This window comes from Nonomuraea sp. NPDC059194 (assembly GCF_042754765.1).
Lineage (GTDB): Bacteria > Actinomycetota > Actinomycetes > Streptosporangiales > Streptosporangiaceae > Nonomuraea.
This window is the reverse complement of sequence record NZ_JBHZBH010000024.1, coordinates 90479-104412: the sequence shown is the minus strand read 5'-3', so window position 1 is coordinate 104412 and position 13934 is coordinate 90479. Positions and strand designations below refer to the sequence as shown.

Here is a 13934-nt window from a genome sequence, read left to right as displayed (position 1 = left end):
AAGTAAACGCTCATCGTAATATAGACAACGTGGGACCTGGCTTTCTCTCCCTACCCACCGTGGCCGGCAAGCCACGCGAGTCAGGCCGCACCCACGTCCTCGACAGGGGCCTCACCCCCGACGCCGCCGCCGGGGCGCTCGAGCTGACCGGCGAGCACATCGACGTCTGGAAGGTCGGCTGGGGCATCGCCTACCTCGATCGCGGTCTCGGCCGCAAGCTCCGCCTCCTGCGGGCCCACCGGGTCACCAGCTGCCTGGGCGGCACCCTGCTCGAGATCGCCTGGGCGCAGGGCCGGGCCGACGAATGCCTCGCCTGGGCGGAGAGCGTCGGATTCGACGCCGTCGAGGTCTCCCGCGGAGTCGTCGACATGGCCCTGGACGACAAGCGGGAGCTCATCAAGAAGGCCACCCAGGCGTTCGTCGTCTTCGCCGAGACCGGCGTCAAGGACGCCGAAGCACCCTTGTCGGCCGCCCAGTGGCGCGACGAGATCGGCGAGGACCTGGCCGCAGGCGCCACCTGGATCGTCACCGAAGGCCGCGAGAGCGGCACGGTCGGCATCTACGACGGCTCGGGCCACCCCCGGCCGGACATCATCGAGGCCGCCGTCAGCGCCGCGGGTGTCGAGAGGGTGATGTTCGAGGCACCTCGCACGGCCCAGCAGGCCTGGCTGGTCAACCGGTTCGGCCCCGCCGTCAACCTTGCCAACATCGCGCCCGATGACGTGCTCCCGCTGGCCACGCTCCGGCTCGGACTGCGCGCGGACACCGCCGCGCTCTCGATCCACCAGCGTCCATGACGCCCAACCTGGTCCCGAGCGCCTACCGGGGCGTTGCGGTGGCGCGCGTGCGCGGCCCGCTCACCGAGTCCGGCCTGCGCCGGTTCCTCCTGGGGCGCGAGGCCTACCGGCGCACCCGCTTCCTCGTGGTCCGCGACGACGGCGACCGTACGGCGCTGCTGCGGGTGGTGAAGGAGTCGGACGAGCCGCTGTTCTCGCCGATCGTCTCGGTCGAGGTGCTTGGGCCGCCGGGGGAGTGCGCGTTCGTCCGGGCGCCCGAGGCCGACACGGCGGTGCCGTCCACGATGGCGCGGATCGCGCTCTCGCGAGCTCCGGGCGTGCGGGCCGTCGTGGTCGAAGGCAGGTACGGACACGTCAGCTTCATCGTGGACCCCGAGCCGCTGCGGCTGGCCGTACAGGAGATCGTGCCGCCGGAGCCGCCCAAGCTGCTCGACCAGGTGCGGCGGCTGCTGGAGGTGGCCGAGGACCTGCCGCCGATCGAGCCAGTGGCCGACACCGTCGGCTTCCAGGCGCTCGCCTCGCGGGCGCCGGCCGCCCGCTATCTGCTGCCGTGCGGTGGTTCGGGGGTGAGTGTCGCCGGTGCTTCCACCCTCTACCTGGACCAGCGGCCCGAGTTCCAGGAGTGGACGCTGCTCGGCTGCGCGCGGTCGCGGGAGATCCACCAGTGGTTCTACGGCATGCAGGCCGAGAGTGTGGAGATCTGCCCCAGGTCGCGGGCCCGCGACCCGCGCGTCCCGACTCTCACCAAGTGCTGCCTGCTCGAGGACCGGATCGAGCAGGCCGATGGCGCCGTCGTCGTGCCCTGGGGCGCCACCCTGGAACAGGTGCGCGAGGCGCTGCGGATCGTGGCGCGCCGATGGGAGCCGTCATGGCGACCCGTCTGACCGAATCGCCGGAGTACGCGCAGCTGTGGACCACGCCGGAGCTCAGCGCCATCTTCGAGCGGCGGATGCAGACCTGGCTGGACATCCTGGCCGCGCTGGCCGCCGCACAGGCCGAGCTCGGGCTGATCCCCGACGCGGCGGCCGGGCAGATCGCCGAACACGCCCGAGCCGAGCGCCTCGACCTGGCGTTCGTGGCCGCCGAGACCCGGCGTACGTCGCACTCCACCCTGGGGCTCATCCGCGGGCTGCAACGGCTGCTGCCCGAGCCCGCGCGGGAGTACGTCTACTACGGCGCCACCGTCCAGGACCTGACCGACACCTGGTTCGGGCTGGTGATGCGGGACGCCGGGCGGCTCGTCAGGGACGACCTGATCCGCGCGCACGGGTCGTTGCTGCGCCTGGCGGCCGAACACCGCGACACGGTCATGAGCGGGCGCACGCACGGCCAGCCGGGTGCCCCGATCACCTTCGGCTTCAAGGTCGCGACCTGGGCCGACGAGGTCGGACGCCACATCGTCAGGCTCGGTGAGGGGGACGCGCGCTGGTCGGTGGGCCAGCTCGCGGGGGCGGTCGGCGTGCTGGGCTTCTTCGAGCCGTACGGCCCGCGGCTGCGGGAGCTGTTCTGCGCCCGGCTCGGGCTGCGCGACCCGCTCGTGTCGTGGACCTCGGCCCGCGACCGCGTGGCGGAGTTCGGCATGGTCATGAGCATGGCCGCCGCCACGCTCGCCCGCATCGGCAACGAGGTCTACGAGCTGCAGCGACCGGAGATCGCCGAACTGTCGGAGGGTACGGCGCGGGCCGCAGTCGGCAGCATCACCATGCCGCACAAACGCAACCCCGAGATCAGCGAGCACCTCGACACGCTCGCCCGGCTCGCAAGAGCGGCCTCGGGCGTCCTGGTCGAGGGCATGACCGGCGGGCACGAACGTGACGGACGCGCCTGGAAGGCGGAATGGGCGGCGCTGCCCGACGTCACGCTCGCGGCGGGCACGGCCGCGTCTCTGGCGGCCGACCTCGTCGACGGCCTCGTGGTCGACGCCGGCCGCATGCGCGAGAACCTCCGGCGCACCGGCCACCGGTGGGCGTCGGAACGCGTCCTGGCCGAGCTGTCGCGGCGGGTGGGCAAGCACCGCGCCCAGGACCTGCTGCAGGAGGCACTACAGGAGGCGCACTCCGCCGACCTGGTGAGCGTGCTCGCCGCCCGCGGCGTGGCCGACCCGGCCGACCTCGCCGCCTGGACCGCGAGCCCTGAGCTCGGCACGGCGTCCGCGATGGTCGACGCGGTGGTCGCCCGCGGCACTCCCGGAGCCGCCCGATGAACCCGCCGCGCCGTCCGCTGGCCCTGCTGCCCACGCCGCTGCAGCGGGTGGCGCTCGACGGCCTCTATCTCAAACGCGACGACCTCAGCGGCTTCGGGCTGGCCGGAGCGAAGGCGCGAGCCCTGGAGTACCTGGTGGGCGACGCCCTGGCGCGCGGAGCCGACGTCCTGGTCACCGGCGGCAGCCCGGGATCCAACTTCATCGCCGGGGCTGGGCTGGCGGCGTCGGTGTGCGGCCTCGAGTGCGAGCTGCTCGTCTCGGGTACGGCAGGCGAACCGGCGCCCCTCACGGTGCGGATGGCGGCGTGCTCCGGCGCGAAGGTGCTCCACACCGGCTCCGACCGGGCCGCACTCGACAAGCTGATCGACGAGCGGGCCGACCGGCTGCGCGACGAAGGGCGGGCGCCCTACCCGATGCCCCGTGGCGGCGCCACGCCCACCGGAGCGCTCGGGTTCGCGCGTGCCGCGCGGGAGCTGGCCGCGCAGCTGACTGTCGCCGACCCTGACGACGTGGTCGTGGTACTGCCGGTGGGATCGGGGGCGTCGATCGCCGGGCTGCTCGCCGGACGGGCCGCCATCGGGGCGAGGTGGCGCGTCCACGGGGTGTCGGTGAGCAGGCCGCTGCACCAGATCAGGGGCGAGATCCTCGACCTCGTCGCGCGCATGGGCGTCGCGGAGGTCACGGACTGGGAGCTGGTCGACGCCACCGGGCAGTCCCACGATCGGGACGCGGACCTCATGCTGCGCGCGTTGCGCGGCGACGGCGTGCTGTTCGACGCCAAGTACGGCACGAAGGCGCTGGCCGCGGTCGCGGGACTGCGGGCGCGGGGCGAGACGGCTCCCATCGTGCTCTGGCACACCGGCGGCCTGCCCGGCGCACTGGAGCTCCTGGCCGGAGCGGCGCCATGACCGACGATCCGGAGCTGGTGGCGGGCGGCATGACCGGCGACCCAGAGCTGATCGCGGGGGCGACGGCCTTCGAGCCCGCGGAGGAGCTGGTGGCCGCGGGTTACGCCTGGGAGATGGCCGACGCGCCGTGGCTCCATCACGCGCTGGGACTGGCCGACCTGGCCCACTGCGTCGAGCTCGCCGACCGGGCGATCCTGCCCGAGCGAGCGCGCGGCCCGCTGCTGGGCGCGCTGCTCGACCTCGCCGCCATGCCCGCCGAGGCCGTCGGGTACGACCCGCGGTGCGGCGAGCCGTACGCGGCCCGTGAACGCCTGCTCCTCGCCCGGATCGGCGACGACGCCGGGTGGCTGCGGGCCGGACGCACCCGCCGCGAGGCGGTGCGCACCGCCTTCCGCATCCGGGTGCGCGGGCAGATCCTCGACCTGGTCGACGCCGCCTGCGCCCTGGCCGCGACGCTCGCCGACCAGGCCGAACGGCACCTGGCCACGCTCATGCCCGACTACACCTACCTGCAGCAGGCGCAGCCGACCACCTTCGGGCACTACCTGCTGTCCTTCGCCGACCCCGTCCTGCGCGACGCCGTACGGCTGGCCGCCGAGTTCGGCCACGTCAACGCGAGCCCGGCCGGTTCGGGGGCGGCCAACGGCTCGCCGATCCTCGACGACCGCGACGCCACGGCGCGGGCGCTCGGCTTCGACCACGCGATCGCGCACACCCGCGACGCCATGTGGCAGACCGACCCGTTCACGCACGTCCTGGCCGCGGCCACGAGCCTGCTGCTCACCCAGGACAAGCTCGCCGAAGACCTGGAGATCTTCGCCAGCGCCGAGTTCGGCTTCGTCGAGCCGGCCGAGGCCTACAGCCGCCCGAGCGTCGCCATGCCGCACAAGCGCAACCCCTACGCCCTCACGGTCGTCCGCGGCTCGGCGGGCGTCATGGTGGGCCGCCTGACCGGCCTGACCGCCGTCACCAAGACCCCGTCGGCCCGCAGCGACAACCTCATCTATCTGTACGGCGAGCTGCCCCGCGCCCTCGACCTCGCGCACCGGGTGACGCGCCTGACGACCGGAGTGGTCCGCACGATCGAGGCGGATGCCGCACGCATGCGCGCCGCGCTGGCCACCGGCCGTACCCAGGCCGCCGACCTGGCGGAGCTGCTGATGCTGCGTTTCCACGCCGACTACCGCACCGCCCACCGGGTCGTCCAGCACGCGCTACGGCACGGCGCGGCGCTGGACGCCGAGGCGATCGCCCGCGCCGCGACCGAGGTCGCGGGGGCCCGCTGGAGCCTCGACGACGCGGAGCTGCGGGAGAGCCTCACACCGGAGGCCCTGGTCGGCTCGCGCACCGCCCTGGGCGGGGCCGCGCCGTCGGCGGTGACCCCGATGATCGAACGCGTCCGCGAGCAGGCCGCCGGGCTGAGCGCGGACGCGGCGGCGCGCCGCGCGGCCGTCCACGCGGCGGAGGAGGCCATCCGCGCCCGCGCCATGAGTCTCGGCAGGGAGGCGCCATGATCGAGCTGCCGAGCGAGGCGCGGGTCGTCAACGTGGGGCTGCGGATGTTCGCCGACGCGGTGGCGGCGCAGGGCGCGGCGGTGGTCCAGGTAGACGCGCGGCCGCCCGCGCACGGCGATCCGGAGCTGGTGCGGGCGCTGACCGACGTGTACGCGGCCGACCTCGAGGCGGCGAACGCCGAGGTGCTGCGCAGACTCGACCGCGAGGTGCCGTACGTGGTCGACGTCCGCCCGGCGATGGAGGTGGTCCCCGGGATGGGCGATCGCTCGCTCCTGCACGCGGGACCGCCGATCGCGTGGGCCGAGGTGTGCGATCCGCTGCGGCGCTCGATGCGGGCGGCGGTCGTCGCCGAAGGCTGGGCCGACGAGCCGGGCACCGCCGAGCGGCTGCTGACCTCGGGGGAGGTCACGCTCTCGGCGGCCAACGAGCACGACACCGTGGTGCCGCTGGCGACCGCGCTCGGGCCGAGCGCGCCGGTCTGGGTGGTGGACGATCCCGCGGGCGGAACGCGGGCGTTCGCGCCGCTGGGCCAGGGTTCAGGTGATGTGGCCTGGCTGGGCAGGGAATCTCCCGCCGCGATCGAGCGGCTGGTCTTCCTTCGTACGGTGGCCGGTCCGATGCTGAAGGAGATCGTCGCGCGGACGGGGCCGATCGACACGTTCGCGATCGCCGCCCAGGGCGTGCAGATGGGCGATGACGTCCACATGCGCGTCCAGGCCTCGACCGGCATCGTGCTGCGCACGATGCTGCCCGCGATCGCCGCCCTCGGCGGCGACAGCGCGGACGTGGCCGCCTTCAGCGCCTACCTGTCGGCCAACCACCTGTTCTTCCTCACCATGGCCATGGCGAGCGCGAAGGCGCTCACCCTGTCGGCCGGGCGTGTCCCCGGCTCCAGCATCGTCACGACCATGGCGCGCAACGGCACCACGTACGGCGTGAAACTGGCGGGCGACCGGCGCTGGTTCGTCGCCGACAGCCCCCCGGTGGAGGCGGCGCTGTTCCACCCCGGGTACGGCCCGCGGGACGGCGCGCCCGACATCGGCGACAGCGCCGTGCTCGAACTGGTCGGGCTCGGCGGCTCGGCGAGCGCGGGATCGCCCGCGGTGGCCGCGTTCCTGGGCGGCTCCATGGCCGACGCCGCCAGCGCCACCGCCGAGACGCGCCGGATCTGCGCGGCCGAGAGCACCAGGTTCACGCTGCCCACGATGGACTTCCGCGGCACACCGCTCGGCGTGGACGTGCGCAGGGTCGTCGAGACCGGGATCACCCCGCGGGTGAACACCGGCATCCTGCACGTCAGCTCCGGCGCCGGCCAGGTGGGCGCGGGGGTGGCGAGCGCGCCCTTCGCGGCGTTCCGCCAGGCGCTGCTGGCCCTGGCGCGGGCCCACCGCGCCCCGCCATGACCGCGGCCTAACCGTTGCGCAGCGCGATCCAGATCGCCTTGGCCGGGTGGTCGCCCTCGTTCTCCCAGTGGTGCGGCACCTCACCCGCGAAGTGCAGGGAGTCGCCCTCGGCCAGCGCGTAGGTCCGCTCACCGATCTTGAAGGTCAGCACGCCCTCGGTGACGTGGACCAGTTCCTCGCCCGGGTGCTGCATGAGCTTGTCACCGCTCGACGCGCCCGGCAGGACCGTCGCCACGGCCGCCGCCGTCTGGAACTGCCGGTAGGAGCCGCTGATCCCGGCCAGCGCCAGCCCCTCGTGCGGCGTGTAGACGGTCGGGCGGCGGTCGCGCGGCGTGTGGTGCACCGGCTCGGGCGGCTGCTCGTCCTCCTCGACGAAGTACCTGACCGGGACGCCGAGGGCGGTGCCCAGCTTGAGCAGCGTGGTGATCGTCGGGACCATCCCGTTGCGTTCGATCTTGTGGATGGCCGCGGCGGAGACGTCGCTGATGGCCGCCAGCTGTTGCAACGAGTGGCGCTGTGCTCGGCGAAGACCGCGCAGCTTCGGACCGATCTGGCTGACGATCTCGTCGACCTGACCCTGTTCGCCCGCCTCGGTCATGCCATCCCCTTGTCATCGACTTCGCGAACCGTCAAGCAGGATAGTCAACGCGAAGTCCTCTATAATGTATGGATATTGTGCCGTACGGGCGGGAGCTGAGTCCATGGCACGGAGGGTGGTCATCATCGGCGGCGGCGCCGCCGGCATCGGAGCGGCGGGTGCGGCGAAGGCCGCCGCCCCTTCGACGGAAGTGATCGTCTACACCCAGTTCGAGGACGTGGGCTACAGCCCGTGCGGCATCCCGTACGTCCACGGCAAGGAGATCCCCGACTTCTCCGCGCTTTTCCTGGCCGACAAGCAGGCCTACGCCGACGCGGGGATCGACGTCAGGTACGAGACGACCGCCCGCTCCTTCGACCCGGCGGCGCGGACCGTCGAGATCGAGGGCGAAGGCGAGGTCGGCTACGACGCGCTGGTCGTCGCCACCGGCTTCGACTACAAGCCGCCCGGCGTGCCGGGCGAGGAGCTCGGCGGCCTCTACTACGTCAAGAACATCCGCAGGGCCATGGAATGGGACAAGATCCTCGACAGCGTACGGCACGCGGTCGTCCTCGAGGCCTCGCCCCTCGGCCTGGAGATGGTCACCGCCCTCGCCCATCGCGGGATCGACACCCATGTCATCGATCCGCACCCGTGGGCGCTCGGCGAGCTGTGCGATCCCGACACCGTCGCCCCGGTCCAGGAGTCGTGGGCCGAAATGGGCGTGACGATGCACTGGGACACCAAGCTCCAGGCCTTCCTCGGCGACCAGCGAGGCCACGTCCGCGCTGTGATGAGTTCTGCCGGCGAGTTGCCCGCCGAACTGGTCGTGGTGGCGACCCACAAGGTCGCCAACAACGCGCTGGCCGTCGCCGCCGGTCTCAGGACGGGCTCGACCGGAGGGCTGGTCGTCGACGACCACATGAGCACGTCGGCGCCGCACGTGTGGGCGGCGGGCGACGTCTGCGAGATCCCGCACGGCCTCGGCGGCCTGCCCCTGCAGGGGCTCACCGGCAGCCACGCCTACGCCCAGGGCAAGGTGGCGGGCACCAACGCCGCGGGCGGGGACCGCGCCTACGAGCCGGTCTATGTGCCGTGGGGGATGGTCGCGGGCGCGTGGATGATCGGCGGGGCCGCGCTCGGCGAGGTGGCGGCGACGGCGCTGGGCATCCCGTTCGTGATCGGCAAGGCGACCGGCATCTCCAGGGCGCGCTACTACCCGGGGGTCAGGCCGGTCACGGTCAAGCTCCTGGCCCAACCCGGCACCCTGCGCCTCATCGGGGCGCAACTGGTCGGCGGCGAGGGCATCAAGGAACGCGCGGACTTCCTGGCGCTCGCCATCAAGAAGGGCATCACGCTGCACGACCTGGCCGCCATGGAGAACGTCTACTCGCCGCCGATCGGCGCGCTCAACGAGCCCATCGTCACGGCCGCGCAGGCCGGAGTGGCGTCATGATCACGCGGTGGCTGCGAGAGAACGCCCAGCAGTACCTGCTCAGGGACGCGCAAGCGCGGGTGGCGCGCGCCCACGGCCAGCGGCCGCCGCCGTCCCGCGGCTCCTTCTTCTGGCGCCGGATCTTCGTCCCGATCTACCGGCTCACGCCCTGGCCGATCCGCCGCCGGCTGCTGGCCGCGATGCCCGGCAGCCACCGCAAGCACTGGTCCACGCCGACGAGGCCGGTCGGCCCGGCCATCTAGTCCAAGGAGCTCACATGCCGAAGACCGTCTCCACCACTCTGCCGCAGGAGGGCGAGACCCTCTACAACCCTGAAGAGAAGGTGTTCCCCGACATCCAAGCCGAACCGGGGCAGAAGGCGTTCATCTTCATCCACACGGTCCCGTACGAGGGCTCGGTCGCCCTCGTCAACCTGCTCACCTCCACCCGGCTGGTGCGCAAGGGCTTCGATGTGCACATCATCCTGTACGGCCCCGGCGTGCTGCTCGCCTCGGGCACACGCGGTTACCCGGGCGTCGGCCAGGAAGCCTTCCCCGGACACCTCGCGATCAACAACCAGATCAAGACCCTCCTCAAGGAGGGCGCGACGATCTACGCCTGCCGGTTCGCGATGGGCGCGCTCTACGGGTTCCGCGAGGACGACCTGATCCCGGGCGTGACCCCGTTCAACCCGCTGGACGTGCTCGACTCGGCGCTCACCGCGTGGAAGGAAGGCGCGTTCCAGCTGAACACATGGACGGTTTGAGCTGCCTGTTTGAGCTGCCGGTCTGAGGGCCCGCTCTCGCCCGCCCGACGTCCGAGGTGAGGGCTCGCTTTCGTCCTGCGCAGACGTGGGAGGCCACGATGAGCAAAGCGACCGGGATTCACGACATGGGCGGCACCGAGGGCTGGGGCCCCGTGACGGTCCCCGAACCCGGTGAGCCGGTCTTCGCGGCGCGATGGCAGGCCCGCGCCTTCGCGCTCGCCCTGCTGTCGATGCGGCTGTCCGGAACCAACCTCGACGCCTTCCGGCACGCGATGAACCGCCTCGACCGGCGGGACTACCTGGACGACGGCTACTACGGCCGGTGGCTGCACGGCGCGGAGAACCTGCTGCTCGACAGCTCGATCATCGCGCCGGGAACCGTGGAGGCGCGCGCCGCCAACCTCCTGGGCGGCTCGGTCGACGAGCCTGGGCCGCCGACGCCGGACAAGCCGGACTACACCCCGACCGCCGCGGGCCCCCTGCGGGAGGTGTCGTCGCCACCCCGGTTCGCCGTCGGCTCGGCCGTACGCGCGAAGGTCTTCGACCCGCCCGGGCACACGCGCCTTCCCAGGTACGTGATGGGGCGCACGGGCCGCGTCGCGATCGTCCAGCCCGCGCAGGTCCTGCCGGACACCAACGCCCACTTCCAGGGCGAGAACGCCCAGTGGGTGTACGCGGTGCGCTTCGACTCCGCCGAGCTGTTCGGCCCGGACGCCGAGCCGTTCGCGGTCCACGTCGACCTCTACGAGGACTACCTGGAGGAGGCGCCATGACGCACGAGCGGGTGCCGATCGACCTGCGGGTCGAGGCGCTCGAAGAACTGCTGGTCGAGCGAGGTCTGGTCGATCCGGCGGTCATGGACAAGTTCATCCGGATGTACGAGACGGACGTCGGCCCGCTCAACGGCGCGCGCGTCGTGGCGAGGGCGTGGACCGACCCGGACTACCGGCGGCGGCTGCTCGCCGACGGCACCGCCGCCGTCGCCGAACTCGGGTTCAAGGGGCCGCAGGGCGAGCACATCGTAGTCGTCGAGAACACCCCCCGCCTGCACAACGTGGTCGTCTGCACGCTGTGCTCCTGCTACCCGTGGCCGCTGCTGGGCCTGCCGCCCTCCTGGTACAAGGATCCGGCCTACCGCTCCAGGATGGTCCGTGAGCCGCGGGCGGTGCTGGCCGAGATGGGCCTGCGGCTGCCGGGCGACGTCGACATCCAGGTGTGGGACAGCAGCTCCGAGGTGCGCTACTTCGTGCTCCCCGTCAGGCCCGCGGGAACGGAGGAGTACTCCGAGGAGCAGCTCGTCCCGCTCGTCACCCGGGATGCCATGGTGGGCGTCGCCCAGGTGACGACATGACGCTCCCGTTCCGCCTCGACGTCGGCAGCCCGGCCGCGCCGCCGCGCTCCAACGGCGAACTCGTCTTCGCCGAGCCGTGGGAGGGCCGGGCGTTCGGCCTGGCGATGGCGGCCAGTCAGGCGGGCGCCTTCGACTGGGAGGACTTCCGTCAGGTGCTGATCGCGCGGATCGCCGCCGAGCCGGAGGCCGGGTACTACGTCTGCTGGTTCGAGGCGCTCGAACAGGTGCTGCTCGTCAAGGGCGAGGTGACCGAGGGTGAGGTGGGGGAGCGGGCGGCCCGGCTGGCCGCCCGGCCCGCCGGGCACGACCACATGACCGCGACCGGCATTCCAGGGCGCGATCAGGTGATCGACCGGTAGATCTCGGCATGCCGGGCGGCGGAGGCCGCCCAGGTGAAGCGCGGCACCACGGTGCGACCGCCGGCGACGAGGGTGGCGCGCAGCGCCTCGTCGGTCATGACCTGCTCGATCGCCTCGGCGAGCGCCACCGGGTCGCCGACGGCGGGCAGCAGGGCGTCCCTGCCATGGGTGAGGAACTCCCTGAACACCGGCAGATCGCTGGCCACCACCGGCAGGTCGGCGGCGTGCGCCTCCAGCGCGGCCAGGCCGAAGCCTTCCTCGATCGACGGGTAGACCAGCGCGTCGGCGCTGCGGTACCACGCGCCCAGCAGTTCCTCCGAGACCGTCCCGACCTGCACCACGTCCTGGCCGAGAGGGGGCAGCAGCGCCAGCGCCTCACGGCGGTAGGCCTCGTAGTCGCGGAAGGACTGGCCGCCCAGGATCGCCAGCACCGGACGCCGTCCCCGCAGCAGGCCGAGGGCGCGGAAAAGCGTCTTGCTCCCCTTGCGCGGCTCGATGCCGCCGACGGCCAGCAGCAAGAACCGGTCCTGCGCGCCGACGGTCGCGCGCAGGCAGGCCCGTCGCTCGGCGCTCACCGGCGGGAAGCGGGCCGGGTCGACGCCGTTGCGGACCACCTGGGCGGCGACGCCGTACTCCCGCAGCAGCACGCGCCGCCAGTGCTCGCTGACCACCAGAACGTGGCCGGGCTCCACGATCGCCCTGCGCTGGCAGTCGACGAGGGCAGGGGTGGAGAACCGGTCGACGTGATGCACGGTGCGCACCACCCGGTCGTGCACCTGCGGGGCGGCCCGCCCAGAGATGCAGTCCTGGGCATGCAGGATGTCGAAGTCACCGGCGACCTTCGCCAGCCCGGTGACCATGGCGTGGACCGAGGCGAAGACCTTCTCCTCCAGGGAGTCGGTCTCGACCGTGACGGGGAACAGGGTGAACGGCACCTTCAGCGGGCGGAAGAAGCCCTCGGTGCCGAGGGCGAAGACGTGGACGTCGACGCCCAGGTCGGCGAGCGCCTCGGCCAGGGCGAGAGTGTGGACGACCCCGCCGCGCGGTTTGGTGGAGTACGTCAGGAGCGCGACGCGGCTCATGGGGCGGCTCATGGGGCGGCCCGCCTGGTGGCGATCGCCGCCGCGGTGCGCGCCGCGCGGGCGGCGGTCTCGGTGACCACGCATCCGGCCTCGGCGAGGCGCCGTACCTGCTCCTGGTAGCCCTGCGGATCCAGCTCCGTGCCCAGGACGTAGGCCACCACCTGCGGGCCGTCGAGGCGGGAGAGCTCGGGCGCAAGGATCCCGGCCGGGTCGGGGTGCGCGCCATGGCCGAGCACGACGTCGAGCAGCACGACGGCGACGTCCTGGCCACTCTCGCGCAGCAGCTCCACGCGTGCCTCCGGGTCGATCATCGGGTGGGGCCTGCCTCTGGTGTACTCCTCCTCCCCGAGATCCAGGCAGACATGGGAGCCCGGCGGCGCGGGCAGGCCGTAGCGCGGGTCGATCGGCGTGTTGGACCACACCGGCCCCACGGTACGGCTCAGCAGCACGATCGCCTCGTAGCAGAGCGTGCCGCCGGAGAACAGGCCGCGCACCGTGGTCCGCTCCGGCGAGAGACGGGCGACGGCCTCCGCCACGCTCGGGCCGTGCCGCCGGTCGAGGTCGGGAACGGGCCTGCCCAGCAGTTCCAGCACTTTGACGACGCCGCCTTCGAGCGTGTCCGCCACGTGCGCGCCCGGCAGGCCGCCCTCCATCCCCACCAGGGCGGCCACGAGCGGGGTCTTCCGCGCGGCGGCCATCACCCGCCGCGCCACCTCCACGTCGGGCGGCTTGGACACGACCAGGATCAACTCGGTCGCCGGGTCGTCGTCGAGCGCCTCGATCGCCCGCGCGGTCATCCGCCCGCCGACGGCGCGGGTCAGGTCGCGCCCGCCCACCCCGATGACCTGCGAGAGGCCGACGCCCCAGCGGTCGAGCAGGCACATGGCCTCCTGAGCGCCGGTGCCGGCCGCCGCGACGACCCCGACGGGCCCGGAACGCACCACGTTGGCGAAACCGAGCCCGACCCCCGCGAGCAGCGCCGTACCCGCGCCGGGCCCCATGAGCAGGCGGCCCCGCCGCGCGGCATGCTCCTTGAGCGCGATCTCGTCGGCGACGGAGACGTTGTCGCTGAACAGCAGCACGTCGAGGCCGTGGCTGAGCGCCTTGTGGGCTTCCAGGGCGGCGTAGTCGCCCGGGACGGAGACGACGGCGACGGTGCTGCCGGGCTGGCGGTCCAACGCCTCTTCCAGAGAGCGCGGGTGAGCTCCGGACGTCGCCCGCTCGCCCCCGTCAGCCCCGGACAACGCTCGCTCGTCCGGCCCGCCTCCGTGGGCGGCGAACATCGCCCGCTCGCCGTCCGCGAAGGCCGCCGCCGTGTCGGACTCGTCGGCGGCACGCACCGCGAAGACCAGATCGTTGGGGCCCGCCTCAGGGGGATCGAAGCCCTCGTGCCTAAGGGCGTCGAGGTTGGCCGCGGTCGCCATCACGGCCGTCGCCCACTCCACCCCGTCGGCCCTGAGCATCGCCCGGGCGCCGAGGAGCTGGAGGACGGAGTCGAGGTAGGTGTCGCGCAGCACGCGCACGGCCGCTTTCACGCCG

The 13934-nt window shown here is 73.0% G+C and carries 15 protein-coding genes; 12 read left to right on the top strand and 3 right to left on the bottom strand.

Annotation, left to right across the window (positions count from 1 at the left end; translation table 11 throughout):
• Positions 1-29: 29 nt before the first annotated feature.
• Genes ACFXJ8_RS27190 through ACFXJ8_RS27165 form a run of 6 tightly spaced genes read left to right on the top strand, consistent with a single transcriptional unit; the run spans position 30 to position 6825 of the window.
• On the top strand, positions 30-797 hold the full coding sequence (locus tag ACFXJ8_RS27190) for a phosphosulfolactate synthase (RefSeq protein ID WP_379646794.1): 768 nt from the start codon (positions 30-32) through the stop codon (positions 795-797).
• Entirely contained in the window at positions 794-1681 is an 888-nt protein-coding gene (locus ACFXJ8_RS27185; RefSeq protein ID WP_379646793.1) for a hypothetical protein, read from the top strand. The genes ACFXJ8_RS27190 and ACFXJ8_RS27185 overlap by 4 nt, the downstream gene beginning before the upstream one ends.
• Complete coding sequence (locus ACFXJ8_RS27180; protein ID WP_379646792.1) at positions 1666-3000, top strand: lyase family protein; 1335 nt, start codon at positions 1666-1668, stop codon at positions 2998-3000. Before ACFXJ8_RS27185 ends, ACFXJ8_RS27180 begins: the two co-directional genes overlap by 16 nt.
• Complete coding sequence (locus tag ACFXJ8_RS27175; protein WP_379646791.1) at positions 2997-3908, top strand: 1-aminocyclopropane-1-carboxylate deaminase/D-cysteine desulfhydrase; 912 nt, start codon at positions 2997-2999, stop codon at positions 3906-3908. The genes ACFXJ8_RS27180 and ACFXJ8_RS27175 overlap by 4 nt, the downstream gene beginning before the upstream one ends.
• Positions 3905-5422, top strand: a complete 1518-nt coding sequence (locus ACFXJ8_RS27170) for a lyase family protein (protein WP_379646790.1) — start codon at positions 3905-3907, stop codon at positions 5420-5422. Before ACFXJ8_RS27175 ends, ACFXJ8_RS27170 begins: the two co-directional genes overlap by 4 nt.
• Positions 5419-6825 (top strand): DUF1116 domain-containing protein, encoded by a 1407-nt coding sequence (locus tag ACFXJ8_RS27165; RefSeq protein WP_379646789.1) that lies wholly within the window; start codon positions 5419-5421, stop codon positions 6823-6825. The genes ACFXJ8_RS27170 and ACFXJ8_RS27165 overlap by 4 nt, the downstream gene beginning before the upstream one ends.
• Before the next feature lie 7 nt (positions 6826-6832).
• On the opposite strand, the gene ACFXJ8_RS27160 is transcribed toward ACFXJ8_RS27165, so the two are convergent.
• Positions 6833-7423, bottom strand: a complete 591-nt coding sequence (locus ACFXJ8_RS27160; protein ID WP_379646788.1) for a helix-turn-helix domain-containing protein — start codon at positions 7421-7423, stop codon at positions 6833-6835.
• 103 nt (positions 7424-7526) lie between these two features.
• Here ACFXJ8_RS27160 and ACFXJ8_RS27155 point away from each other — a divergent pair, with 103 nt between their 5' ends.
• The 6 genes from ACFXJ8_RS27155 to ACFXJ8_RS27130 all read left to right on the top strand — a co-directional run bounded on the left by ACFXJ8_RS27155 (position 7527) and on the right by ACFXJ8_RS27130 (position 11313).
• Positions 7527-8858: an FAD-dependent oxidoreductase gene (locus ACFXJ8_RS27155; protein WP_379646787.1), complete on the top strand. Its 1332-nt coding sequence runs from the start codon at positions 7527-7529 to the stop codon at positions 8856-8858.
• The gene (locus tag ACFXJ8_RS27150; RefSeq protein ID WP_379646786.1) at positions 8855-9100 is read left to right on the top strand and encodes a hypothetical protein; all 246 of its coding nucleotides are present in this window, start codon (positions 8855-8857) and stop codon (positions 9098-9100) included. Before ACFXJ8_RS27155 ends, ACFXJ8_RS27150 begins: the two co-directional genes overlap by 4 nt.
• A 14-nt stretch (positions 9101-9114) precedes the next feature.
• Positions 9115-9603 (top strand): MSMEG_0572/Sll0783 family nitrogen starvation response protein, encoded by a 489-nt coding sequence (locus tag ACFXJ8_RS27145; protein ID WP_379646785.1) that lies wholly within the window; start codon positions 9115-9117, stop codon positions 9601-9603.
• Between the two features lie 98 nt (positions 9604-9701).
• Complete coding sequence (nthB, locus tag ACFXJ8_RS27140) at positions 9702-10376, top strand: nitrile hydratase subunit beta (protein WP_379646784.1); 675 nt, start codon at positions 9702-9704, stop codon at positions 10374-10376.
• Positions 10373-10954, top strand: a complete 582-nt coding sequence (gene nthA / locus ACFXJ8_RS27135; RefSeq protein WP_379646783.1) for a nitrile hydratase subunit alpha — start codon at positions 10373-10375, stop codon at positions 10952-10954. The genes nthB and nthA overlap by 4 nt, the downstream gene beginning before the upstream one ends.
• The gene (locus ACFXJ8_RS27130; protein ID WP_379646782.1) at positions 10951-11313 is read left to right on the top strand and encodes a nitrile hydratase accessory protein; all 363 of its coding nucleotides are present in this window, start codon (positions 10951-10953) and stop codon (positions 11311-11313) included. The genes nthA and ACFXJ8_RS27130 overlap by 4 nt, the downstream gene beginning before the upstream one ends.
• On the opposite strand, the gene ACFXJ8_RS27125 is transcribed toward ACFXJ8_RS27130, so the two are convergent.
• On the bottom strand, positions 11295-12395 hold the full coding sequence (locus ACFXJ8_RS27125) for an MSMEG_0565 family glycosyltransferase (protein WP_379646781.1): 1101 nt from the start codon (positions 12393-12395) through the stop codon (positions 11295-11297). The two genes, ACFXJ8_RS27130 and ACFXJ8_RS27125, sit on opposite strands and share 19 nt — an antisense overlap.
• 8 nt (positions 12396-12403) lie before the next feature.
• Positions 12404-13930 carry an FdrA family protein gene (locus ACFXJ8_RS27120; RefSeq protein WP_379646780.1) on the bottom strand — a complete coding sequence of 509 codons (1527 nt, stop codon included), beginning with the start codon at positions 13928-13930 and terminating at the stop codon, positions 12404-12406.
• Positions 13931-13934 lie beyond the last annotated feature (4 nt).